16 protein-coding genes are annotated in these 24292 nt (G+C 59.0%); 8 read left to right on the top strand and 8 right to left on the bottom strand.

All coding sequences use genetic code 11. The features are described 5' to 3' along the window. Positions 1-84: 84 nt before the first annotated feature. The 7 genes from cmoM (at position 85) to WCL58_RS04020 (ending at position 10813) form a co-directional block, all read left to right on the top strand. The gene (gene cmoM / locus WCL58_RS04050; RefSeq protein WP_336850578.1) at positions 85-870 is read left to right on the top strand and encodes a tRNA uridine 5-oxyacetic acid(34) methyltransferase CmoM; all 786 of its coding nucleotides are present in this window, start codon (positions 85-87) and stop codon (positions 868-870) included. Continuing rightward, positions 867-2189 (top strand): chromosome partition protein MukF, encoded by a 1323-nt coding sequence (mukF, locus tag WCL58_RS04045; protein WP_004928228.1) that lies wholly within the window; start codon positions 867-869, stop codon positions 2187-2189. The genes cmoM and mukF overlap by 4 nt, the downstream gene beginning before the upstream one ends. Then, positions 2170-2898, top strand: a complete 729-nt coding sequence (gene mukE / locus WCL58_RS04040) for a chromosome partition protein MukE (protein WP_033637863.1) — start codon at positions 2170-2172, stop codon at positions 2896-2898. The genes mukF and mukE overlap by 20 nt, the downstream gene beginning before the upstream one ends. Continuing rightward, positions 2895-7343, top strand: a complete 4449-nt coding sequence (gene mukB / locus WCL58_RS04035; protein WP_087762279.1) for a chromosome partition protein MukB — start codon at positions 2895-2897, stop codon at positions 7341-7343. Before mukE ends, mukB begins: the two co-directional genes overlap by 4 nt. A gap of 220 nt (positions 7344-7563) precedes the next feature. Beyond that, positions 7564-9372, top strand: coding sequence for a L,D-transpeptidase (ldtD, locus tag WCL58_RS04030; RefSeq protein WP_071605332.1), 1809 nt, complete (start codon positions 7564-7566; stop codon positions 9370-9372). Between the two features lie 180 nt (positions 9373-9552). Further along, a complete protein-coding gene (locus WCL58_RS04025; protein WP_336850576.1) occupies positions 9553-10101 on the top strand; it encodes a YcbK family protein in 549 nt (182 codons plus the stop codon). 64 nt (positions 10102-10165) lie between these two features. Then, complete coding sequence (locus WCL58_RS04020) at positions 10166-10813, top strand: MBL fold metallo-hydrolase (RefSeq protein ID WP_038880818.1); 648 nt, start codon at positions 10166-10168, stop codon at positions 10811-10813. Positions 10814-10885: 72 nt separating this feature from the next. Here WCL58_RS04020 and WCL58_RS04015 read toward each other — a convergent pair whose 3' ends face one another. The 5 genes from WCL58_RS04015 to WCL58_RS03995 form a co-directional block, all read right to left on the bottom strand. Continuing rightward, the gene (locus WCL58_RS04015) at positions 10886-12076 is read right to left on the bottom strand and encodes an amino acid aminotransferase (protein WP_060440276.1); all 1191 of its coding nucleotides are present in this window, start codon (positions 12074-12076) and stop codon (positions 10886-10888) included. 245 nt (positions 12077-12321) lie between these two features. Further along, positions 12322-13464, bottom strand: coding sequence for a porin OmpC (gene ompC / locus WCL58_RS04010; protein WP_049272947.1), 1143 nt, complete (start codon positions 13462-13464; stop codon positions 12322-12324). 301 nt (positions 13465-13765) lie between these two features. Next, positions 13766-15166, bottom strand: coding sequence for an asparagine--tRNA ligase (gene asnS, locus WCL58_RS04005; RefSeq protein WP_038874233.1), 1401 nt, complete (start codon positions 15164-15166; stop codon positions 13766-13768). 213 nt (positions 15167-15379) lie between these two features. Further along, entirely contained in the window at positions 15380-16585 is a 1206-nt protein-coding gene (pncB, locus tag WCL58_RS04000) for a nicotinate phosphoribosyltransferase (protein ID WP_336850574.1), read from the bottom strand. Positions 16586-16840: 255 nt separating this feature from the next. Then, on the bottom strand, positions 16841-18541 hold the full coding sequence (locus WCL58_RS03995; RefSeq protein ID WP_060440273.1) for a GGDEF domain-containing protein: 1701 nt from the start codon (positions 18539-18541) through the stop codon (positions 16841-16843). 335 nt (positions 18542-18876) lie between these two features. Here WCL58_RS03995 and pepN point away from each other — a divergent pair, with 335 nt between their 5' ends. Then, a complete protein-coding gene (gene pepN, locus WCL58_RS03990; RefSeq protein WP_060440272.1) occupies positions 18877-21495 on the top strand; it encodes an aminopeptidase N in 2619 nt (872 codons plus the stop codon). A gap of 56 nt (positions 21496-21551) precedes the next feature. On the opposite strand, the gene ssuB is transcribed toward pepN, so the two are convergent. From ssuB to ssuD, 3 genes are read right to left on the bottom strand one after another with little or no spacing between them, the layout of a single operon-like run. Beyond that, complete coding sequence (gene ssuB, locus WCL58_RS03985; protein ID WP_038874242.1) at positions 21552-22325, bottom strand: aliphatic sulfonates ABC transporter ATP-binding protein; 774 nt, start codon at positions 22323-22325, stop codon at positions 21552-21554. Next, positions 22322-23116 carry an aliphatic sulfonate ABC transporter permease SsuC gene (gene ssuC / locus WCL58_RS03980; protein WP_060440270.1) on the bottom strand — a complete coding sequence of 265 codons (795 nt, stop codon included), beginning with the start codon at positions 23114-23116 and terminating at the stop codon, positions 22322-22324. The genes ssuB and ssuC overlap by 4 nt, the downstream gene beginning before the upstream one ends. 11 nt (positions 23117-23127) lie before the next feature. Then, a complete protein-coding gene (gene ssuD / locus WCL58_RS03975; RefSeq protein WP_060440269.1) occupies positions 23128-24276 on the bottom strand; it encodes an FMNH2-dependent alkanesulfonate monooxygenase in 1149 nt (382 codons plus the stop codon). Positions 24277-24292 lie beyond the last annotated feature (16 nt).

The raw sequence follows: 24292 nt of genomic DNA, 5'->3' as shown, positions 1-24292 counted from the left end.
TAAGCCAGTCTGTGCCAAAATAGCAGGTTTGAATGGGCGTGCGCTTTGCCGCCGACAAGAATGAGATCAGCGGAGCCGTTGTCCATGCAGGATCGCAATTTTGACGATATTGCTGAAAAATTTGCGCGTAATATTTACGGCACCACGAAAGGAAAAATCCGCCAGGCGGTGGTTTGGCAGGATCTGACCGGGCTGCTGGCGCAGTTGCCGCAGCGGCCGCTGCGCATCCTCGACGCCGGGGGCGGTGAAGGCCATGTGGCCTGCCAGCTGGCAGAATTAGGACATCAGGTGTTGTTGTGCGATCTTTCTGGTGAGATGATCCAGCGCGCCGCGCAGCTGGCGGAACAGAAAGGTGTGAGCCAGAACATGCAATTCGTACAAAGTTCTGCGCAGGATATCGCTCAACATTTGGAACAGCCGGTTGATCTGATATTGTTTCATGCAGTGCTTGAATGGATCGCCGAGCCCGAAGCGGCGCTGCAGGCGTTGTATGACTGCCTGACGCCGGGCGGCGCGCTGTCGCTGATGTTCTTCAACGCCAACGGCCTCTTGATGCGCAACGTGGTGTTGGGTAATTTCCAACTGGTGGATCCCGAGGTCAGGCGGCGCCGCAAGCGTTCGCTGTCGCCGCAATATCCGCACGATCCGCTATTGGTCTACGGTTGGCTGGAACAGCTGGGCATGCGTATCGGCGGTAAAACCGGCGTGCGGGTGTTCCACGACTATCTGCAGAGCAGACAGCTGCAAACACAAAAATTTGAAGAGTTACTGGCGCTTGAACAGCACTATTGCCGGCAGGAGCCGTACGTGAGTTTGGGGCGCTATATTCACGTCATGGCGCATAAACCAAACCTGAAGGACGAACTATGAGTGAATTTTCCCAGACAGTACCCGAACTGGTCGCCTGGGCACGGAAAAATGATTTCTCTATTTCGCTCCCTACGGAGCGTCTCGCATTTCTGCTCGCCATCGCCACCCTGAACGGCGAACGGCTGGACGGCGAGATGAGCGAAGGTGAGCTGGTTGATGCATTTCGCCATGTCAGCAAGGGTTTTGAACAGACGCATGAAACGGTGGCGATGCGCGCCAACAATGCGATCAACGACATGGTGCGCCAGCGCCTGTTGAACCGCTTTACCAGCGAACTGGCGGACGGCAATGCGATTTACCGCCTCACGCCGCTGGGTATCGGCATTACCGATTACTATATTCGCCAACGCGAATTCTCCACGCTGCGTCTGTCGATGCAGCTGTCGATCGTGGCGCAGGAACTCAAGCGCGCCGCCGACGCCGCCGACGAGGGCGGCGACGATTTCCATTGGCACCGCAACGTGTTCGCGCCGTTGAAATATTCGGTGGCGGAAATCTTCGACAGCATAGACATGACCCAACGCGTGATGGACGAGCAGCAGCAGAGCGTGAAAAACGACATCGCGGCGCTGCTGAGCAAAGACTGGCGGGCGGCGATCTCCAGCTGCGAGATGCTGCTGTCGGAAACCTCGGGCACCCTGCGCGAGCTGCAGGATACGTTGGATGCGGCGGGCGATAAGCTGCAGGCCAACCTGCTGCGCATCCAGGACGCGACCCTCGGCAACGTGGAGCTGGGCTTCGTCGACAAGCTGGTGTTCGATCTGCAGAGCAAGCTGGATCGCATCATCAGCTGGGGCCAGCAGGCGATCGACCTGTGGATCGGCTACGATCGCCACGTACATAAATTTATCCGTACCGCTATCGATATGGATAAAAACCGCGTGTTCGCCCAACGCCTGCGCCAGTCGGTGCAAACCTATTTCGACCACCCGTGGGCGCTGACCCATGCCAATGCCGATCGTCTGCTGGACATGCGCGACGAAGAACTGGCACTGCGCAGTGAGGAAGTGACCGGGGAACTGCCGCCGGATCTGGAGTTCGAAGAGTTCAGCGAAATTCGCGAACAGCTGGCGGCGATGATCGAAGAGGCGCTGAAGGTGTATCAGGAACAGCAGATGCCGCTCAACCTTGCAGCGGTGATGCGCGATTATCTGGCGCAATATCCGCGTGCGCGTCATTTCGACGTGGCACGCTTAGTGGTCGACCAGGCAGTGCGCCTCGGTGTGGCTGAAGCAGATTTCTCAGGGTTGCCGGCGGAATGGCAGGCAATCAATGATTACGGAGCCAAGGTCCAGGCCCATGTCATCGACAAATATTGAACAAGTAATGCCAGTCAAGCTGGCCAAGGCACTGTCCAACTCGCTGTTCCCGGCGCTGGACAGCCAACTGCGCGCGGGTCGTCACATCGGTATCGATGAGCTGGACAACCACGCCTTTTTAATGGATTTCCAGGATGAGCTGGAAGAATTTTACACCCGTTACAGCGTCGAGCTGATTCGGGCGCCGGAAGGTTTCTTCTATTTGCGCCCGCGCTCCACCACGCTGATCCCGCGTTCGGTGCTGTCCGAGCTGGATATGATGGTCGGTAAAATCTTGTGCTACCTGTATCTCAGCCCCGAGCGCCTGGCGCATGAGGGTATTTTCAGCCATCAGGAGCTGTACGACGAGCTGCTGAGCCTGGCCGATGAGAACAAGCTGCTGAAGTTCGTCAACCAGCGCTCCACCGGCTCGGATCTCGATCGGCAGAAGCTGCACGAAAAGGTGCGCACCTCGCTGAACCGCCTGCGCCGCCTCGGCATGGTCTACTTCATGGGCAATGACAGCAGCAAGTTCCGCATTACCGAGGCGGTGTTCCGCTTCGGCGCCGACGTGCGCAGCGGCGACGATCCGCGTGAAGCGCAGCTGCGCATGATTCGCGACGGCGAGGCGATGCCGGTTGAAACCAGCCTGTCGCTGAACGATGAGAATGAGGCTGAGGATCAGCAGGTTGATAACGCTCCTGACGGTGCAGAGGATGAACAGGAATGATTGAACGCGGTAAATTTCGCTCGCTGACGCTGGTTAACTGGAACGGCTTCTTCGCCCGCACCTTTGATCTGGATGAGCTGGTGACCACGCTGTCCGGCGGTAACGGGGCAGGGAAATCCACCACCATGGCGGCCTTCGTCACCGCACTGATCCCCGATCTGACGCTGCTGCACTTCCGTAACACCACCGAAGCGGGCGCCACCAGCGGCTCGCGCGATAAAGGCCTGCACGGCAAGCTGCGTGCCGGCGTGTGTTACTCGACTCTCGACGTCGTCAACTCGCGCCACCAGCGCGTGGTGGTGGGCGTGCGCCTGCAGCAGGTGGCGGGGCGCGATCGCAAGGTCGACATCAAACCGTTCACCATCCAGGGCCTGCCGACCGCGGTGCAGCCGACCGAGCTGCTGACCCAGACCGTGGGGGATCGCCAGGCGCGCGTGCTGTCGTTGCAGGAGCTGAAGGATCGCGTGGAAGAGATGGAGGGGGTGCAGTTCAAGCAGTTCAACTCCATCACCGATTACCACTCGCTGATGTTCGATCTGGGCGTGATCCCGAAACGCCTTCGTTCGTCCGCCGATCGCAGCAAGTTCTACCGTCTGATTGAAGCGTCGCTGTACGGCGGTATTTCCAGCGCCATCACCCGCTCGCTGCGCGATTACCTGCTGCCGGAAAACAGCGGCGTGCGTAAGGCGTTTCAGGACATGGAAGCGGCGCTGCGCGAAAACCGCATGACGCTGGAGGCGATTCGCGTCACCCAGTCGGACCGCGATCTGTTCAAACATCTGATTTCCGAGGCCACTTCCTATGTGGCGGCGGACTATATGCGCCACGCCAACGAACGCCGCATCCATCTGGACGGCGCGCTGGCGCTGCGCAGCGATCTGTTGGGCAGCCGCAAGCAGCTGGCCGCCGAACAGTATCGCCATGTGGAAATGGCGCGTGAGCTGAGCGAACAGAGCGGTGCCGAATCCGATCTGGAAACCGATTACCAGGCCGCCAGCGATCACCTGAATCTGGTGCAGACGGCGATGCGTCAGCAGGAGAAGATCGAACGCTATGAAGCCGATCTGGAAGAGCTGACCTACCGTCTGGAAGAGCAGAACGAAGTGGTGGCCGAGGCGAGCGAGCAGCAGGCCGAAAACGAAGCGCGCGCCGAAGCGGCCGAGCTGGAAGTGGATGAGCTGAAGAGCCAGCTGGCCGACTACCAGCAGGCGCTCGACGTGCAGCAGACCCGCGCCATTCAGTACCAGCAGGCGCTGCAGGCGTTGGAACGCGCACGCGCCCTGTGCCAACTGCCGGATCTGACCGCCGATAACGCCGAACAGTGGCTAGACACCTTCCAGGCCCGCGAACAGGAAGCGACCGAAGCGTTGCTGATGCTGGAACAGAAGCTGAGCGTGGCCGACGCCGCGCACGGCCAGTTCGAACAGGCCTATCAGCTGGTGGGGAAAATCGCCGGCCAGGTCAGCCGCAGCGAAGCCTGGCAGTGCGCGCGCGAATTGCTGCGCGACTGGCCTTCGCAGCAGCACCTCGCCGAGCGCGTTCAGCCGCTGCGCCTGCGCCTGAGCGAACTGGAACAGCGCCTGCGCTCGCAGCAGGACGCCGAGCGTCTGCTGCAAGAGTTTTGCAAACGCCATGGCCAAGAGTACCAGCCTGACGATCTCGATATGCTGCAGCAGGAGCTGGAAGAGCGCCTGGAAGCGCTGTCGCAGAACGTCAGCGAAGCCGGCGAACGCCGCATGGAGATGCGCCAGGAGCTGGAGCAGATCCAGCAGCGCATCCGTGAGCTGACGGCGCGCGCGCCGGTGTGGCTGGCGGCGCAGGACGCCCTGGGCCAGCTCAGCGATCAGAGCGGAGAGCCGCTGGAAAACAGCCAGCAGGTGACCGAATACATGCAGCAGCTGCTGGAGCGCGAGCGTGAAACCACCGTCGAGCGCGACGAAGTGGCGGCCCGCAAACGTGAAGTGGAAGCGCAGATCGAACGTCTCAGCCAGCCGGGCGGCGCGGAAGATCAGCGCCTGGTCACGCTGGCCGAACGTTTCGGCGGCGTGCTGCTGTCGGAAATTTACGATGACGTCACCATCGACGACGCGCCTTACTTCTCGGCGCTGTACGGCCCTTCGCGCCACGCTATCGTGGTGCCGGATCTGTCGCTGGTGCGTGAGATGCTTGAAGGGCTGGAAGATTGCCCGGAAGATCTTTACCTGATCGAAGGGGATCCGCAGTCGTTCGATGACAGCGTGTTCGCCGTTGAAGAGCAGGACAAAGCGGTGGTGGTGAAAATCGCCGATCGCCAGTGGCGTTACTCCCGTTATCCGGAAGTGCCGTTGTTCGGCCGCGCGGCGCGCGAAAACCGTCTGGAAGTGCTGCATGCCGAGCGTGAAACGCTGGCGGAGCGCTACGCCACGCTGTCGTTCGACGTGCAGAAAACCCAGCGCTCGCACCAGGCTTTCAGCCGCTTTATTGGTACCCATCTGGCGGTGGCGTTCGACGCCGACCCGGAAGCGGAGATCCGCGGCCTGAACGCCCGTCGTGGCGAGATCGAACGTGCGCTGAACAATCACGAAGCGCAGAACCAGCAGCAGCGTCAGCAGTACGAACAGGCCAAAGAGGGCATTTCCGCACTCAACCGCCTGATGCCGCTGGTGTCGTTGCTGAACGATGAAACGCTGCAGGACCGCGTCGACGAGATCCGCGAAGAGCTGGAAGAAGCGCAGGACGCCGCGCGTCATATCCAACAGCACGGCATGTCGCTGACCAAGCTGGAACCGCTGCTGTCGGTGCTGCAGAGCGATCCGCAGCAGCATGAACAGCTGCAGCAGGATTACGCGCAGGCGCAAAGCGTGCAGCGTCAGGCTAAACAGCAGGCGTTCGCGCTCACTGAAGTGGTGCAGCGTCGTGCGCACTTCAGCTACACCGATTCTGCCGGCATGCAGAATGCCAACAACGATCTGAACGATAAGCTGCGCCAGCGTCTGGAGCAGGCGGAAGCCGAACGCGCCCGCGCCCGTGAGCAACTGCGTCAGTATCAAACCCAGTTCACCCAGTATAGCCAGGTGCTGGCCTCGCTGAAAAGCTCGTACGACGCCAAGCGCGACATGCTGAAAGAGCTGAGCCAAGAGCTGGTGGACATCGGCGTGCAGGCCGACGCCAATGCCGAAGCGCGCGCCCGTGCGCGTCGCGACGAACTGCATGCGGCGCTGAGCAACAACCGCGCTCGCCGCAACCAGCTGGAGAAGCAGCTGACCTTCTGCGAAGCCGAAATGGACGGCCTGCAGAAGAAACTGCGCAAGCTGGAACGCGATTATCATCAGCTGCGTGAGCAGGTGGTGACCGCCAAGGCGGGCTGGTGCGCGGTGATGCGCCTGGTGAAAGACAACGGCGTGGAACGCCGCCTGCACCGCCGCGAGCTGGCGTATATGGATGGCGACGAGCTGCGCTCGATGTCGGATAAGGCGCTCGGTGCGCTGCGTCTGGCCGTGGCGGATAACGAACACCTGCGCGATGTGCTGCGCCTGTCGGAAGATCCGAAGCGGCCGGAGCGTAAGATTCAGTTCTATATCGCGGTGTACCAGCACCTGCGCGAGCGCATCCGTCAGGACATCATCCGCACCGACGATCCGGTCGAGGCCATCGAACAGATGGAAATTGAGCTGGGCCGTCTGACCGAAGAGCTGACCGCGCGCGAGCAGAAGCTGGCGATCAGTTCGAAAAGCGTGGCCAACATCATTCGCAAAACCATTCAGCGCGAACAGAACCGCATTCGCATGCTGAACCAGGGGCTGCAGGCCGTTTCCTTCGGCCAGGTGAAGAGCGTGCGCCTGAACGTCAATGTGCGCGAAGCGCATGCCACCCTGCTGGATGTGCTCTCCGAGCAGCAGGAGCAGCATCAGGATCTGTTCAACAGCAACCGTCTGACCTTCTCTGAAGCGTTGGCCAAGTTGTATCAGCGCCTGAATCCGCAGATCGACATGGGGCAGCGCACGCCACAGACCATCGGCGAGGAGTTGCTGGACTACCGCAACTACCTGGAGATGGAAGTGGAGGTATACCGTGGCTCCGACGGCTGGCTGCGTGCGGAAAGCGGCGCGTTGTCTACCGGTGAAGCCATCGGTACCGGGATGTCAATCCTGGTGATGGTGGTGCAGAGCTGGGAAGAAGAATCCCGCCGCCTGCGCGGTAAAGACATCTCGCCGTGTCGCCTGCTGTTCCTCGATGAAGCGGCGCGTCTGGATGCCAAGTCGATCGCTACGCTGTTCGAACTGTGCGACCGTCTGGAAATGCAGCTGATCATCGCGGCGCCGGAAAACATCAGTCCGGAGAAGGGCACCACCTATAAACTGGTGCGTAAAGTGTTCCAGAACCACGAGCATGTGCACGTGGTGGGGCTGCGCGGTTTCGCCGGTGAGCCGCCGGCGCTGGGTACTGCGCCGGTTGAAACGCCGTAACGCAGAAAAACGCCCTAAAAATCCGAAAATAGCCGCCGCAGGGTGGCTATTTTTTTGTGCGCGTGGATGATAGTCCTGCTTTTTTATCCGTTGAAAAGCGGTTAGTTTAATCACATAAACAGTTATTCGACGCCCGCAGGGCGAAACGGCCTTTCTGTTTGTATACTGAAACTATATGCAGTTTTTGACGTTTTTTTTGTGAGCATACAGGGGGCAAGGGATGTTGCTTAAAAAGGGAAACTCTCTACGACGTTTGGCGCTGAGTGGCGCTATCGCCTGTAGTCTTGTGTCGTCGTTTTCCGCATCGGCTACCGTCACGGCGTTGCCGGTGGCATCAGCAGGCATGTCCGTTGCGCAGAGCCGTTCTGAGCTGCTGGCCGCGTTGCCGCGCGGCATGGATTTGCACTACCTTTCCACGCTGGCACCGCTGTATGCGGCGAATCACATGCAGCCGATGTGGCAGGATCGCGAAGCCGTTCAGCAGTTTCAGCAGCAGCTGGCCGAACTGGCGATGTCCGGCGTGCAGCCGCAGTTTACCCAATGGGTGAAGATGTTGACCGATCCGGCGCTCAGTGAAGCGGGCCGCGATGCGGTGCTGTCCGATGCGATGCTGGGCTATTTGCAGTTCGTCTCTGCCATCGGTGCCAACGGCAACAACTGGCTGTACAGCAATATTCCCTACAAGCTTGGCTTGCCGCCCACCGCGGTGATCAACCAATGGCAGCTGGCGGTGCGCCAGGCGCGTACCCTGAGCTATGTGAATTCGCTCGCGCCGCAGCATCCGCAATACGCCAAGATGCATCAGGCGCTGCGCGACATGCTGGCGGACAATCGTCCGTGGCCACAGGTGGGCAGCGGCCCGAGCCTGCGCCCAGGCCAAATGAGCAACGATATCCCGGCGCTGCGTGAGATCCTGACGCGTACCGGCATGCTGGCCGCCTCGGCGCCGGAAGCGGAGCCGGAACCGGCGGTGGTTTCGGCGAAGAGCAATGAGCCCGACGACGGCGGGCTGACGGTAGACGAAGAGAAAAGCCGCGTGACGGTCAGCCCATCGGCGGCGCCGGTAACGGAGTTGACTGCGGAGCAGACGCCGCCGCAGATTGGCAGCGTGGTGAGCGACAATCTTTATACCAATGAGCTGGTAGAGGGCGTCAAGCGCTTCCAGAAATGGCAGGGGTTGACGGCGGACGGCGTGATCGGCGTGCGCACCCGTGAGTGGCTCAACGTGTCACCGAAAACCCGCGCCGCGCTGCTGGCGCTGAATATACAACGCCTGCGAATTTTACCGGGGCATGTCGGCACCGGCATTATGGTGAACATTCCCAACTACTCGCTGACCTACTACCAGAACGGCAATGAAGTGCTGTCTTCCCGCGTTATCGTCGGGCGGCCGAGCCGTAAGACGCCGCTGATGAGCAGCGCGTTGAACAACGTGGTGGTCAACCCGCCGTGGAACGTGCCGACCACGCTGGTGCGCGAGGACATTGTGCCGAAGGCGATGCGCGACGGTAATTACTTCCAGAAACACGGCTATACGGTGCTGTCGGGTTGGAGCAACGATGCGGAAGTGATCAACCCGGCGATGATCGACTGGAGCATGGTTTCTGCGCGCAATTTCCCGTATCGCGTCCGTCAGGCGCCGGGTGCCACCAACTCGCTGGGGCGCTTCAAGTTCAATATGCCGAGCTCGGACGCCATCTACCTGCACGATACCCCGAACCACAGCCTGTTCCAGAAAGATATCCGTGCGCTCAGCTCCGGCTGCGTGCGGGTGAACAAGGCTTCCGATTTGGCGAATATGCTGCTGCAGGACGCAGGCTGGAACAACAGCCGCGTGTCTTCCACGCTGAAAGAGGGGAATACCACTTATGTGAATATTCGCCAGCGTATTCCCGTAAAACTGTATTATCTGACCGCCTGGGTTTCGGATGACGGCCAACCGCAATTCCGTACAGATATTTACAATTATGATAATACGGTGCGATCGGGCGCACAAATTTTGGCTCAGGCCAAAAAATTAATGCAGTAAATGCAGTAATTATAAATAAATAACGGTCAGAATGTTTGGCTATACCGCAGGCCCTCGTCGCCGGGGGCCTGTAAACCTAGGCGTATCGCGGGTTGACTCAGCATACGCAGGCGGTTATGGTTCGGACAGTGCGCTGCTTTGTGCATTTATTTTGACATTCTTGCCGGGTTTAACAGAGTCATGGACAAAATTGATCATCACCGCCGTAAATGGCTGGCGCTAGGTGGCGCCGCTATGGGCATAGCGCTGCTTCCAGGGCAGGCGTTTGCCAGTCTTTCCACCGCTCGGCCGCGTATTTTAGTGTTGAATAACCTGAATACCGGTGAATCTATTAAAGCCGAGTTCTTTGACGGCAAAGGTTACAATAAAGAAGAGTTGGTGCGGCTAAATCATCTGTTCCGCGATTATCGCGCCAACAAGGTTAAATCGATCGATCCCCGCTTGTTTGATCACCTCTATCGCCTGCAGGGGCTGCTGGGCACCAGCAAGCCGGTGCAGCTGATCTCCGGATACCGTTCCGTAGATACCAACAACGAACTGCGTGCGCATAGCCGCGGCGTGGCCAAGCACAGCTACCACACCAAAGGCCAGGCGATGGATTTCCATATCGAAGGCATCCAATTGAGTAATATCCGTAAAGCGGCGTTAAAAATGCGCACCGGTGGTGTAGGATATTACCCACGTAGCAACTTCGTACACATCGATACCGGCCCGGTTCGGACCTGGTAATCGCTGTGCCATCAGTGAATAACGCCGCCCCTTGCGGATGCGGCGTTATTGTCGTTGGAGCCTTATGAAATACCATCTTATTCCCGTTACCGCCTTTAGCCAGAATTGCAGCCTGATTTGGTGCGAAAACACGCAGCAGGCGGCGTTGGTCGATCCCGGCGGTGAAGCGGAGAAAATCAAAGCGGAAGTCGCGCGGCAGGGGGTGACGATCACTCAGATTCTGCTGACGCACGGTCATTTGGATCACGTCGGTGCGGCGGCGGAGCTGGCGGACCATTATCAGGTGCCGATCTACGGCCCGGATAAAGAAGACGCGTTTTGGCTGGACGGTTTGCCGGCGCAGAGCCGGATGTTTGGACTGGAAGAGTGCGCGCCGCTGACGCCGACCCGCTGGCTGTCGGAAGGCGATGAGATGCAGGTGGGCGAGATGACGCTCAAGGTGCTGCACTGTCCAGGGCATACGCCGGGCCACATCGTCTTTATCAATGAGCAGGCGCGTTTGGCGCTGGTGGGCGACGTGCTGTTTAACGGCGGCGTGGGGCGCAGCGACTTCCCGCGCGGTGACCATCAGGCGCTGATTGCCTCTATTCGTACCAAACTGCTGCCGTTGGGCGACGACATGCGCTTTATTCCCGGCCATGGCCCGATGTCGACCTTCGGCCACGAGCGCCAGACCAACCCGTTCCTGCGCGAAGAGCCGGCGGTGTGGTAACGATTATTTCCCGGCAGGAAAAATCAAGGGGCGCATAGAGCGCCCCTTTTTTTATGGCCTGCGTCGATGCTTTTAGAGCACGGCGACGATGGCTTCACACAGCGGCGCCATGTTGTCCGGCGTCATGCCGGCCACGTTCACCCGGCCTGAGTTCACGGCGTAGACGCCGAACTCTTCGCGCAGACGCAGCACCTGTTCTTTGGTCAGGCCGCTGAATGAGAACATGCCGTTCTGCTGGATGATGAAGCTGAAGTCCTGCTGCGCGCCTTTCTCCTGCAGGGTGTTCACAAACAGCTGACGCATGCGGTGAATACGCTGGCGCATGTCGGTCAGTTCCTGCTCCCACATCGCGCGCAGCGCGTCGTTGCCCAGAATGGTGGCGACCACGGCCGCGCCGTGTGACGGCGGGTTGGAATAGTTGGCGCGAATCGCCGCTTTCACCTGGCTGAAGGCGCGATCGGCGGTTTCGGCATCGGCAGCCACAATGGTGCAAGCGCCGACGCGCTCATTGTACAGACCGAAGTTTTTCGAGTAGGAACTGGCGACGATCAGCTCTTTATGTTTGGCGGCGAAAATACGCAGGCCCTGCGCATCCTCTTCCAGTCCATTGGCGAAGCCCTGATAAGCGAAGTCGAACAGCGGCAGCCAGCCGTTGGCGACGGAAAGTTCGGCCAGCTGCGCCCACTGCTCCGCCGTTGGATCGATACCGGTCGGGTTATGGCAGCAGCCGTGGAACAGAACCACATCGCCGGCCTGCGCCTGTTTCAGGCTGTTCAGCAGGCCGTCGAAATCCAACGCGTGGTTGGCGGCGTCGTAGTAGGCGTATTCCAGCACTTCCAGGCCCACGGCGCTAAAGACGTTCTTGTGGTTCGGCCAGCTTGGGTTGCTGATCCAGATGCGTTTGGCGCTGGTCTGGTTAGCGATAAAGTCTGCCGCCACGCGCAGGCCGCCGGTGCCGCCTGGCGTCTGTGCGGTGCGCGCGCGACGATCGGCGACGATCGGGCTCTCTTTGCCGAACAACAGCGCTTGCGTGCAGCTGGCGAACGCCGGGATGCCCTCAATACCGAGATAGTTTTTGGTGGTCTCATTTTCCAGCAGATACTGCTCAGCTTTTTTTACGCTGGTCAGCACCGGGGTTTTACCGGTTTCGTCTTTATAAACGCCAATCCCTAAATTGATTTTATTCGGGCGGGCGTCGGCGCGGAAAATGTCGGTCAGGCCCAGTATCGGGTCGGCGGGTGCGGCGGTGATTTTTTCAAACATGTCAGGTGCTTCCAAATCTCGGAGTTAAGCAGACAGAAGCATCAGGGTAACGCCAGTTACCGGCTTTGCCAACCGTTTGCGACAAAAACACCGCGATCTTGCGAAGGGGGAGTATTAGGCAGAAAAAATGATGGGGAAGGAGAAATTGGCAGGATAAAAAATTACCGGATGACACAAACAAAAACAGGGCCGAGGCCCTGTTTTTTTAACTTAGCCGACGGTAAACCGCCGTTAAGCGAGACAACTTAGAACTGGTACACCAGACCAACAGCTACGATATCGTCAGTAGCGATGCCGGCTGCTTTGGTGAACGCGTTGTCATCCAGCAGGTTGATTTTGTAATCAACGTAGGTGGACATGTTTTTGTTGAAGTAGTAAGTGGTACCAACAGAAACATATTTAACCAGATCTTGGTCAGAACCCGCGCCTGGGACGTTCATGTTCTTACCTTTAGACTGCAGGTAAGACACTTCTGGGCGCAGACCGAAGTCGAACTGGTACTGAGCGGTCACTTCGAAGTTCTGAGTTTTGCTGGCGAAGCCGCCGCAGCTGTTGTTCTGAGTGTCAGCACAAGAGGTGGTGCCATCTTTCAGCGAGTTGTTGCCGCCGTAAGGAGTCATGTTGCGGGTTTCTGCGTACATGGCCGCCAGGTAAACGTTGTTGGCGTCGTATTTCGCGCCCACGGTCCATGCGTCAGCCTTGTCGCCACGCTCGTTGGATTTGTTTTTCTGGGCATCGGTACGGTTAGAAGAAGCGTATGCAGCGCCGAAGCTTACGCCTTCGCCGATGTCATAAGTAGAGGAGATACCCCAGCCGTCGCCGTTTTGTTTCTTGATGTCGCGACCGTCGTTCTGGTTCTTGCCCTGGTATTGCAGAGCGAAGTTCAGGCCGTCAACCAGACCGAAGAAGTTGTTGTTACGATAGGTCGCAACGCCGTTGGTACGGCCGGTCATGAAGTTGTCGGAGTTGGTGTAGGTATCGCCACCGAACTCTGGCAGCATATCGGTCCAGCCTTCCACGTCGTACAGTACGCCGTAGTTACGGCCGTAGTCGAAGGAGCCGTAGTCAGCGAATTTCAGACCGGCGAAGCCCAGACGGGTTTTGGTGCCTTCGGTGCCCTGAGACTCAGAGTGGTTGGACTGAACGTTGTATTCCCACTGGCCGTAACCGGTCAGTTGGTCAGTAATCTGGGTTTCACCTTTGAAGCCAAAACGAACATAGGTCTGATCGCCGTCATTACCTTTGTCTTTGGAGAAGTAGTGCAGACCGTCAACTTTGCCGTACAGATCCAGCTTGTTGCCGTCTTTGTTGTAGATTTCAGCTGCGTTTGCTGCACCAGCAGCCAACAGAGCCGGGATAACCACTGCAAGAATGTTGCGCTTCATCATTATTACCCTCATTGGTGTTATTCGGACACCTTTGCCACTGCCGCCAATAATTCTTTGGGAACTATTGTTGATAGATTGGTGTCGTCCTGTGTCTGAACGCAGTGTTCCATTCACAGGCGGGTTAATCTAGGACGAAAATGATACCAATATCCCAATCAGGTTGCAAAAAGAAAGTATGTGTAACCAAATGTAATTTTTAGGGAACTTTGTGACGTGCGTCAATATTAAAAAATGCGAAAGGCCAGCGATGCTGGCCTTTGTTTTGTAACGAAATCGTTTAAAAAACGTTTGATCGTATAAATTAGAAGCTTGCGTTACGTGGTGTGCGCGGGAATGGAATCACATCGCGCACGTTTTGCACGCCGGTGACATAGGCGATTAAACGTTCAAAGCCCAGGCCGAAACCGGAATGCGGCACGGTGCCGTAGCGGCGCAGATCGCGATACCACCAGTAGTCTTCTTTATTCAGCCCCATTTCTTCCAGACGCTGATCGAGCACGTCGAGGCGTTCTTCACGCTGCGAGCCGCCGATGATTTCGCCGATGCCCGGTGCCAGAACGTCCATGGCCGCGACGGTTTTGCCGTCTTCGTTCATGCGCATATAGAACGCTTTGATGTCTTTCGGGTAGTTTTTCACCACCACCGGCGCCTGGAAGTGTTTCTCAGCCAGGTAACGTTCATGCTCGGAAGAGAGATCGATGCCCCAGGAAACCGGGTTTTCGAAGGTTTGGCCCGAGGCCAGAAGGATCTCGATGGCGTCGGTGTAGTCCACCTGGGCGAAATCGGAAGAAACGAAACGCTCCAGACGAGAGATTGCGTCTTTATCCACGCGCTCGGCGAAGAATTTCAGGTCATCGGCACGTTCATCCAGCACCGCCTGGAACACATACTTCAACATGCTTTCGGCCAGGCCGGCAACGTCGTCCAGCGTCGCGAAGGCCACTTCCGGCTCGATCATCCAGAATTCCGCCAGGTGGCGGCTGGTGTTGGAGTTTTCGGCGCGGAAGGTGGGGCCGAAGGTGTAAACCTTGGACAGCGCACAGGCGTAGGTTTCGCCGTTCAGCTGGCCGGAAACGGTAAGGAAGGCTTCTTTACCGAAGAAGTCTTCGCTGAAGTCGACGGTGCCCTTGTCGGTGCGCGGCAGGTTTTCCAGATCCAGCGTGGACACGCGGAACATCTCGCCGGCGCCTTCGGTATCGGAGGCGGTGATCAGCGGGGTAGATACCCAGAAATAGCCGTTTTCATGGAAGAAGCGGTGGATTGCCTGCGCCAGGGTATGACGCACGCGCGCCACGGCGCCAATCAGGTTGGTGCGCGGGCGCAGGTGGGCCACTTCGCGCAGGTATTCGATGCTGTGGCGTTTGGCCGCCATTGGGTAAGTGTCCGGATCGTCGACCCAGCCGACCACTTTGATCGCGGTGGCCTGCAGTTCGAAGCTCTGGCCTTCGCCCGGTGAGGCAACGACCTTACCGGTCACTTCAACCGAGCAACCGGTGGTCAGGTGCAGTACTTCATCCTGATAATTCGGCAGAGAATTATTAACGACGGCCTGTAACGGATCAAAGCAGGAACCGTCATAGACGGCCAGGAAGGAGATACCAGCTTTTGAATCTCTCCGGGTACGTACCCAGCCGCGTACGGTGACTTCACTGTCAACCGCAGCACGACCTTGCAGTACGTCGACTACAGGCACTACGCTCATAGATTTCTCTCTTTAATAATTTGGTTTAGAAATAGCTTACAACCCAAGAATATGGGGGTAATGGCTATGTTACTTGCCGCGGTGCAGAGCACAAGCAGAAATCATCGGATTGGCGCAACATTTATCGCGGCTGGCTGAAAAGAGGGCGTTCGGGATAAAAACAAAAAAGCCGGCGCGTGAACCGGGCCGGCTTTCTCTCTATATAAAGAAGGATCAGCTGGCTTTCTTCACCAGCGGCAGATCGAAGGCTTTGCGCAGGGCCCTGACGAACGCCTGATCCTGACAAATGGTTTTGCCGGGGCTATCGGAGAGCTTGGCCACCGGCTTGCCTTTGCATTCGACCAGTTTGATCACGATATTCAGCGGCTTGACGCCGGGAATATCGCAGGTCAGGCGCGTGCCGATGCCGAAGCCGAGATTGATGCGTTGATAGAAGTGGCGGTAGAGCGTCAGCGCTTTGTCCAGATCCAGATTATCCGAGAACACCAGCGTTTTGCTCATCGGGTCGATGCCCAGTTTCTCGTAGTGGGCAATGGCTTTTTCACCCCACTCGACAGGATCGCCCGAATCGTGGCGCAGCCCCTGATAACGCTCGGCGAATTGCGGGCCGAAGTCGCGCAGGAAGGCATCCATGGTGATGCAGTCGGTGAGCGCGATGCCAAGCTGGTCCGGGTATTCATCCAGCCAGGCTTGCAATGCGGCGCGCTGGCTGTTGGCCAGCACCGGGCTTATCTGCTGGTGCGCCTGGAACCATTCATGCGCCTGCGTGCCGACCGGCGCCAGGCCGAGCTGGTGCGCAAGATCGTAATTGCTGGTGCCCGACAGGTACGGGAATTCGGCCTGCAAGGTGCTGACGATGGCCTGCTGAACGCCCTGAGAGAAACGGCGACGGGTACCGAAGTCCATCAGCTTGAAGCGCGAAAGGTCCAGATCGCCCGCCAGCGTTTTGAACTGCGCCAGCTTAGTTTGTAGATGTGCTACCGCCTGTTCCGGCGTCGCCAGCGGCGAACGCCGGCGGTGCACCACTTCGCTGATCACCGCCAGCAGCGGCACTTCCCACATGATCACTTCGCGCCACGGCCCGGCGATGCGGATATGCAGCTTGCCGTCGCGGTTCTCGACGATCACCTGCTGCGGATCGTAGCGGAACGTCCGCAGCCAGCTCAGGTAATCCTGGCGGAAGAAGGGCAGGCCCGAGAGATAAGCGAATTCGGCGTCGGTCAGCGCCAGCCGGCTCATCAGCGCCACCTGGGCGCGGATCTCGTCGGCATATTCGCCCAGCAGTTCGTCGCTGCGGCAGCGGAATTCCGCCGCCACGCTGATCGCGGGATAGCGATGGAACACTGCTTGCTGCATATGAAGCTTATAAGCATCGGTATCAAGCAGTGATGTCAAAATCGGGGAAGCGTATTGAGTCATAGCGCGTTACAGCATCCTCGTCAGGCGCGTGTCCAAATCCGGATAATCATAAAAGTGGGGGTGGAGTATACCCGGATTATCCTGTTATTGAAGCTGCATCACACCATAAATCACCAAAGCGGGTCGAGGATTAAACGTGCCTTTATGGCGGCCTGGCGGCGGCGGGGAGGAAAAAAAGCCAGATATGCCTGTAAGGTGAATGACTTAGCCTAATTAGTCATAAAAATTATAATGTTAATTATTTTAAACAGCGAATCAGATAAACCCGATCTGAGTGTGTACGCTGACCCGATCCTTGCCGTTCTTTTTGCAAAAATAGAGCGCTTCGTCCGCCTGTTTGATTGCGGCCTGCAGCGCGGTGAACGCGTTGACCGGCGCAATGCCGCAGCTGGTGGTGAAACGCACTTGCCGTCCGTCGGTCAGATTTAGCGTCAGGCGATGAGTACGGGTGCGCAATTGCTCCATGATGTCCCGCGCGTTGTCCAACGAACAGTTGCCCAGCAGCACCGCGAACTCTTCGCCGCCGTAGCGGCAGAAAATGTCGCTGGCGCGGAACGCGCGTTGCAGCAGGTGGCCGAATGCCACCAGCGCCTGGTCACCTACGTCGTGGCCATAGCTGTCGTTGAGCTGTTTGAAGTTGTCGATATCGATCAGGCAAAAGGCCTGTGGATAGCTGCTGTCACCCAGCAGCTGACATTCAAGGAAGAATTTACGGCGGTTATAAATATTGGTGAGCGGATCGAGGAAGGAAGAGGCCTCGAGCTCTTTAATCAACAGTTGCTTCTCACTTTCCAGCGAGACCTTGTCCAGCTGGTATTGCCTGAGCTGCTGAATGGCGTCGCTGATGGCGATCAGTTCCCGGCTGTAGAAGGCGTCGTTGCGATCGATATTCATCTCGCCGCGCGACAGCCGAACGATATTGTTGTGAGTCTTGGTCAGCCAACGGTTGATGTTGGTGCAGAACACCAGCGCCGGCAAAATGAACAGCAACACCACCAGGCCGGCGAGCGCGATCATGCCGTAAATGGTGGTCTGGCTATCGTAAATTTTGTGACGCGAAGCGACGGTTTCCAGCTCGAAGCTGCGTTGATACAGCGCCTGCGAAAGCCCGCTCAGCTCGTCGACATAGCGCGAAATAAGCGCTGCGGGATAGGGTTTTTGAGTATTGATGGCGGTGTATAACCCATCGGTGATCTGCTTGAGACGTTCGGCCGACACCAGGGTGAGCAACTGATTGACGAGCTCGGTGGTTTGCACGTCGTCGTAGTTGATCTTCATGAAGATCAATCGGGTGCTCAGCGCGTTCAGCACGCCGGTCAACTGAATGGACTTCAGGTAGGCGTCTTTGCGATCGAGCGGGTTGACGTTGACGTCGATAATCTGATCGCTTAACTCCGTCAGTGACATATTCAGCCGGTTGTTGAGGCGAATGGCCTCGAGAAACATAAAGGAATCGGTATCCACCATCCGGGTATCGTAGGTGTAGCGGTAATAGCTCTTGCTGGTTTGCGAGATGTAATAGGCGCTGTTGATGTTGAACAGATTGGCATTGGCGTTGTTGACCTGCGAAAGCTGCAGGTTGTCGTTATCCAACAGCTGTTCCATCAGGCCGATCATCGACAGCGCGGCGATTTTTTGCCGTACTCCGAGCTGCCTGGCGACCGGATCGTTCAGATGCTCGCGGATCCGGGTAATTTTCTCACGCGCCACCCGATCGGCGGCCAAACATTGCGCGCGGGTGATTTGCGGATCGATCAGGCTCAATCGTTTGAGGCGGTGAGCCTGCAGCGAAGCCTGGAAGGCCTCGGAGATTTCTTTGGCGCGATCGATCTTATACAGGTTGAGTTGGTTATCTCGGTAGTCGGTATGGGCTTCGAGCAGCTCCTCGACGATGAACAGCGAGAAGGAGGTCATCAGGCACAGGGTAAAAAAATAGATTGCGTATTTGATTTTCATAGTGCGAGTCATCCCTGGGCCTGATTCGGCAATTATACCACTATGCCGCCTGTGCCGCCTCAACTATGCCGGCGCGCCCGGACGGCGGTTTTTTAGCATGAAATGCTGATTTCTATTTAGCCATTGGTCACCCGCGCTGTCGTCTGGCGGGCGATTTATGATTTGCCTCTGATTTCTCTCTCGTGGTCGCCCGGCGGCTCTGGGCTTTTCGGCCAGCTGTGATACAGTTTATTCACAATCAGGTCCGCCGTGCGCCGCAGGGGAACACACCGGCTGCGGCGCGGAGGAGAAGAGCGGCCTGCACCTATAACTCACTGAGACGTTTAAGGGTTTTTATGACACAACAGCCACAGGCAAAATATCGCCACGATTATCGCGCGCCTGATTACACCACGACCGATATCGATTTGGACTTCAGTCTGGACGCGGAAACCACGCGCGTGACCGCCGTCAGTAAAATCAAACGTCAGGGCACGGCCGGCGCCCCGCTCGTGCTGGATGGCGAAGATCTGACGCTGGTGAGCATTCAGGTCGACGGTCAACCGTGGAGCGCCTATCGTCAGCAGGATAACCAGCTGATCATCGAAGAGTTGCCGGCACAATTCACTCTTACCATCGTCAACGACATTCACCCGGCGAAAAACACCGCCCTGGAAGGGCTGTACCTGTCCGGCGATGCGCTGTGCACGCAATGCGAAGCCGAAGGCTTCCACCACATTACCTATTATCAGGACCGCCCGGATGTGCTGGCACGCTTTACTACCCGCATCGTGGCCGACAAGGCGCGCTATCCGTTCCTGCTGTCGAACGGCAACCGCATCGGCCAGGGCGAATTGGCCGATGGCCGCCACTGGGTGCAATGGCAGGATCCGTTCCCGAAACCTTGCTACCTGTTCGCGCTGGTAGCGGGGGACTTCGACGTGCTGCGCGACAGCTTCACCACCCGCTCCGGCCGTAAGGTCGCGCTGGAGCTGTTCGTCGATCGCGGCAACCTGGATCGCGCCGACTGGGCGATGACGTCGCTGAAGAACTCGATGAAGTGGGACGAGACCCGCTTCGGCCTGGAATACGATCTCGACATTTATATGATTGTGGCGGTCGATTTCTTCAATATGGGCGCGATGGAGAACAAAGGGTTAAATATCTTTAACTCCAAATATGTGCTGGCGAAGGCGGAAACCGCCACCGACAAGGACTACCTGAACATCGAAGCGGTGATCGGCCACGAATACTTCCACAACTGGACGGGTAACCGCGTGACCTGCCGCGACTGGTTCCAGCTCAGCCTGAAAGAGGGGCTGACGGTATTCCGCGATCAGGAGTTCAGTTCCGATCTGGGATCGCGCTCGGTCAACCGCATCGATAATGTGCGCGTGATGCGCGGCGCGCAGTTCGCCGAAGACGCCAGCCCGATGGCGCACGCCATCCGCCCGGACAAAGTGATCGAGATGAACAACTTCTACACCCTGACGGTGTATGAAAAGGGTTCCGAAGTGATCCGCATGATGCACACCTTGCTGGGGGAAGCGAATTTCCAGAAAGGGATGCAGCTCTATTTCGAACGCCACGACGGCAGCGCCGCCACCTGCGACGATTTCGTGCAGGCGATGGAGGATGCGTCCAACGTCGATCTGTCGCGCTTCCGCCGTTGGTACAGCCAGTCCGGCACGCCGCTGTTGACGGTGCGCGACGAATACGACGCACAAACTCAGCAGTATCGCCTGCATGTCAGCCAGAAAACCGCGCCAACCGCCGATCAGCCGGAGAAGTTGCCGCTGCATATCCCGCTGGATATCGAACTGTACGACAGCGAAGGCAACGTCATTCCACTGCAAAAGGGCGGCCTGCCGGTCAACAACGTGCTGAACGTCACCGAAGCGGAGCAGACCTTCGTGTTCGACGGCGTGGCGCACAAGCCGGTGCCGTCGCTGCTGCGCGAATTCTCCGCGCCGGTGAAGCTGGACTATCCGTACAGCGACCAGCAGCTGACCTTCCTGATGCAGCACGCGCGCAATGAATTTGCGCGCTGGGATGCGGCGCAGAGCCTGCTGGCGACCTATATCAAGCTGAACGTGGCGCGGCACCAGCAGAAGCAGCCGTTGTCGCTGCCGCTGCACGTGGCCGATGCGTTCCGCGCGGTGCTGCTGGACGAAAAACTGGATCCGGCGCTGGCGGCGCAGATCCTGACGCTGCCGTCGGAGAACGAAATCGCCGAGCTGTTCGCCACCATCGATCCGGAAGCGATCGCTGCGGTACACGAAGCGATAGTACGCTGCCTGGCGCGTGAGTTGGCCGATGAGTGGCTGGCGGTGTATCACGCCAACAAGACCGACGGCTACCGCGTGGAGCACGCCGAGATCGCCAAGCGCGCCTTGCGCAATGTGTGCCTGGGCTACCTGGCGTTCGGCGAAGATGTGGCGCTGGCGGATCAGCTGGTGAGCGAACAGTATCGCCAGGCGGATAACATGACCGATTCGTTGGCGGCGCTGTCCGCCGCGGTCGCGGCCCAGCTGCCGTGCCGCGATGCGCTGCTGGCGGCGTTCGACGAGCGCTGGCATCAGGATGGCCTGGTGATGGATAAATGGTTCGTGCTGCAGGGCAGCAGCCCGGCGGCAGACGTGCTGAGCAAGGTGCGTGCGCTGTTGCAACACCGCTCGTTCAGCCTGAGCAACCCGAATCGCACCCGCTCGTTGATCGGCGGCTTCGCTTCCGGTAACCCGGCGGCGTTCCATGCGGCGGACGGCAGCGGCTATCAGTTCCTGGCGGAGATCCTCAGCGATCTCAACCAGCGTAACCCGCAGATCGCCGCGCGCCTGATTGAACCGCTGATTCGCCTGAAGCGTTACGACGCGGGCCGCCAGGCGCTGATGCGCAAGGCGCTGGAACAGTTGAAAGGGTTGGAAAACCTGTCCGGCGATCTGTACGAGAAGATCAGCAAGGCGCTCGACGCCTGATTTTTTCACGCTGAATAGATCAAGGGACGGCTTTTGCCGTCCCTTTTTTTATCCGTTCAATTCGCCGCCTGGCGCGGGCTGGCCCCGGTAGCCGGCGGCGATAATACCCGTTCCAGCACTTCGGCTTCCAGTTCCGCCAGCCGGGCCGAGCCTTTGCGGCGCGGCCGCGGCAGATCGAGGGAGAGATCCAGCCCGATACGCCCCTCTTCGATCAGGATCACCCGATCCGCCAGCGCGATGGCTTCGCTGACGTCGTGCGTGACCAACAGCACGGTAAAACCGTGCTGTTGCCACAGCGTTTCTATCAGCCCCTGCATCTCGATGCGCGTCAGGGCATCCAGCGCCCCGAGCGGTTCGTCCAACAGCAGCAGGCGAGGGCGGTGGATCAGCGCGCGCGCCAGGGCGACCCGTTGCTTTTGCCCGCCGGACAGCGCCGCCGGCCAGTCGCGGGCGCGATCCGCCAAGCCGACCGCGTCCAGCGCCTGCAGCGCCGCATCGCGCCACTGGCCGCGCAGCCCCAGCCCCACGTTGTCGATCACCGTTTTCCACGGCAGCAGGCGCGCATCCTGAAACATCAGCCGGGTATCCTCTTTAACGGCGGCAAGCGGCGCGTTGCCGCTGAGCAGCACGCCGCTGCTGGCCTGTTCCAGGCCGGCCAGCAGGCGCAGCAGGGTGCTTTTGCCGCAGCCGCTGCGGCCGACCACCGCCACGAACTGCCCGGCGGAGATGTGCAGCTGAATATTGTCCAGCACCGTGCGGTTGCCGTAACCTTTGCCGATGGACTCCAGCGTCACCGGCGTGCCTTGCGCAAGGCGAGCGGGAAGGGTCATAGTGCTTCTCCCTGTTTCAGTTGATAGGCCGGATGCCAGCGCAACCAGACGCGCTCCAGCAGCTGCGCGCCCACGTCCGCCAGCTTGCCGAGCAGGGCGTACAGCACGATGGCCACCACTACCACATCGGTTTGCAGAAATTCACGCGCGTTCATCGCCAGATAGCCGATGCCCGAATTGGCCGAGATGGTTTCGGCGACGATCAGCGTCAGCCACATGAAGCCGAGAGCGAAACGCACGCCGACCATAATCGACGGCAGCGCGCCCGGCAGCACCACCTGTGTAAACAGGCGGAAACCGCTCAGGCCGTAGCTGCGGGCCATCTCCAACAGGCCGCGATCGATGTTTTTGATGCCGTGATAGGTATTGAGATAAATCGGGAACAGCGTACCGAGCGCCACCAGAAAGATCTTGGCGGATTCATCGATGCCGAACCACAGGATCACCAACGGGATCAGCGCCAGGTGCGGCACGTTGCGGATCATTTGCACCGAGCTGTCCAGCAGGCGTTCGCCCCAGCGCGACAGCCCGGTAATAAAGCCGAGGGTAAGCCCGATGCTGCCGCCGATGGCAAAGCCGATCAACGCGCGCTGGCTGCTGATGCTCAGATGCTGCCACAGTTCGCCGCTTTGGCTCAGGCTCCAGAAGGCGGCCAGCACTGCGCTCGGCGCCGGTAAAATGCGGTTGGACAGCCAGCCGGTTTCGACAGCGATCTGCCAGAGGATCACCAGCGCCAGCGGCAGCGCCCAGGGGGCCAGCCGATATAGGATGCGTTGCGCGTTCTTTGCCATCGGGGCACTCCTCAGCTCTGCGACACTTTTTGCGGAACATAGATGTTGGCCACCACTTCGCCCTGCGGGCGCACCGGCTGAAGGCGCGCGGGCGTTTCCTCCTGCGCCAGATCGAGGTGCGGGAACAGCAGTTCGCCGACGCGGTAGGCCTCTTCCAGATGCGGATAGCCGGAGAGAATAAAGGTGTCGATGCCCAGATCGGCATATTCCTGCATGCGCGCCGCGACCGTCGGGCCGTCGCCCACCAGCGCGGTGCCGGCGCCGCCGCGCACCAGGCCGATGCCGGCCCACAGGTTCGGGCTGATCTCCAGGTTATCCTTTTTGCCGCCGTGCAGCGCCGCCATGCGCCGTTGGCCGACGGAGTCGAAACGCGCAAAGGCCTGCTGCGCGTTAGCGATGGTTTCCTCATCGAGGTGCGCGATCAGCCGGTCGGCGGCGCGCCAGGCCTCTTCGGTGGTTTCACGCACGATGACATGCAGGCGGATACCGAAGCGTACCTGGCGGCCTTTCGCCGCTGCTTTGGCGCGCACCTCTTCGATCTTCTCTTTAACCTGCGCCGGCGGCTCTCCCCAGGTGAGATACAGTTCTACCTGTTCGGCGGCCAGATCCTGCGCGGCGGCGGAGGATCCGCCGAAATAGAGCGGCGGGCGCGGCTGCTGCACCGGCGGGAAGAGCAGTTTGGCGCCTTTCACCTGAATATGCTTGCCGTCGAAATCGACGGTTTCGCCTTCCAGCACCCGGCGCCAGATATGGGTGAACTCGGTTGAGGCTTCGTAGCGCTCTTCATGGCTCAGGTGCAGCCCCTCGGCCGCCAGCTCTTCCGGATCGCCGCCGGTGACCAGATTGAACAGCGCACGCCCATTGGACAGGCGATCCAGCGTCGCCGCCTGGCGCGCCGCCAGCGTAGGGGAGATGATGCCCGGCCGCAGCGCGACCAAAAACTTCAGCCGCTGGGTGACCGGGATCAGCGAGGCGGCCACCAGCCAGGAGTCTTCGCACGAGCGGCCGGTGGGGATCAGTACCCCACCGAATCCCAGCCGATCCGCCGCCTGGGCGATCTGCTGCAAATAACCGTGATCGACGCTGCGCGCGCCCTGTGCGCTGCCAAGATAGTGGCCGTCGCCGTGGGTGGGTAAAAACCAGAAAACGTTCAGGCTCATCGTTAATCTTCTCCCA

The organism is Serratia sp. TMDUHS_CL, from assembly GCF_037137105.1.
GTDB classification, from domain to species: Bacteria; Pseudomonadota; Gammaproteobacteria; order Enterobacterales; family Enterobacteriaceae; genus Serratia; species Serratia nevei.
Note: the sequence above shows the minus strand (reverse complement) of the source record. Positions and strands in the feature narration are given on the sequence as shown.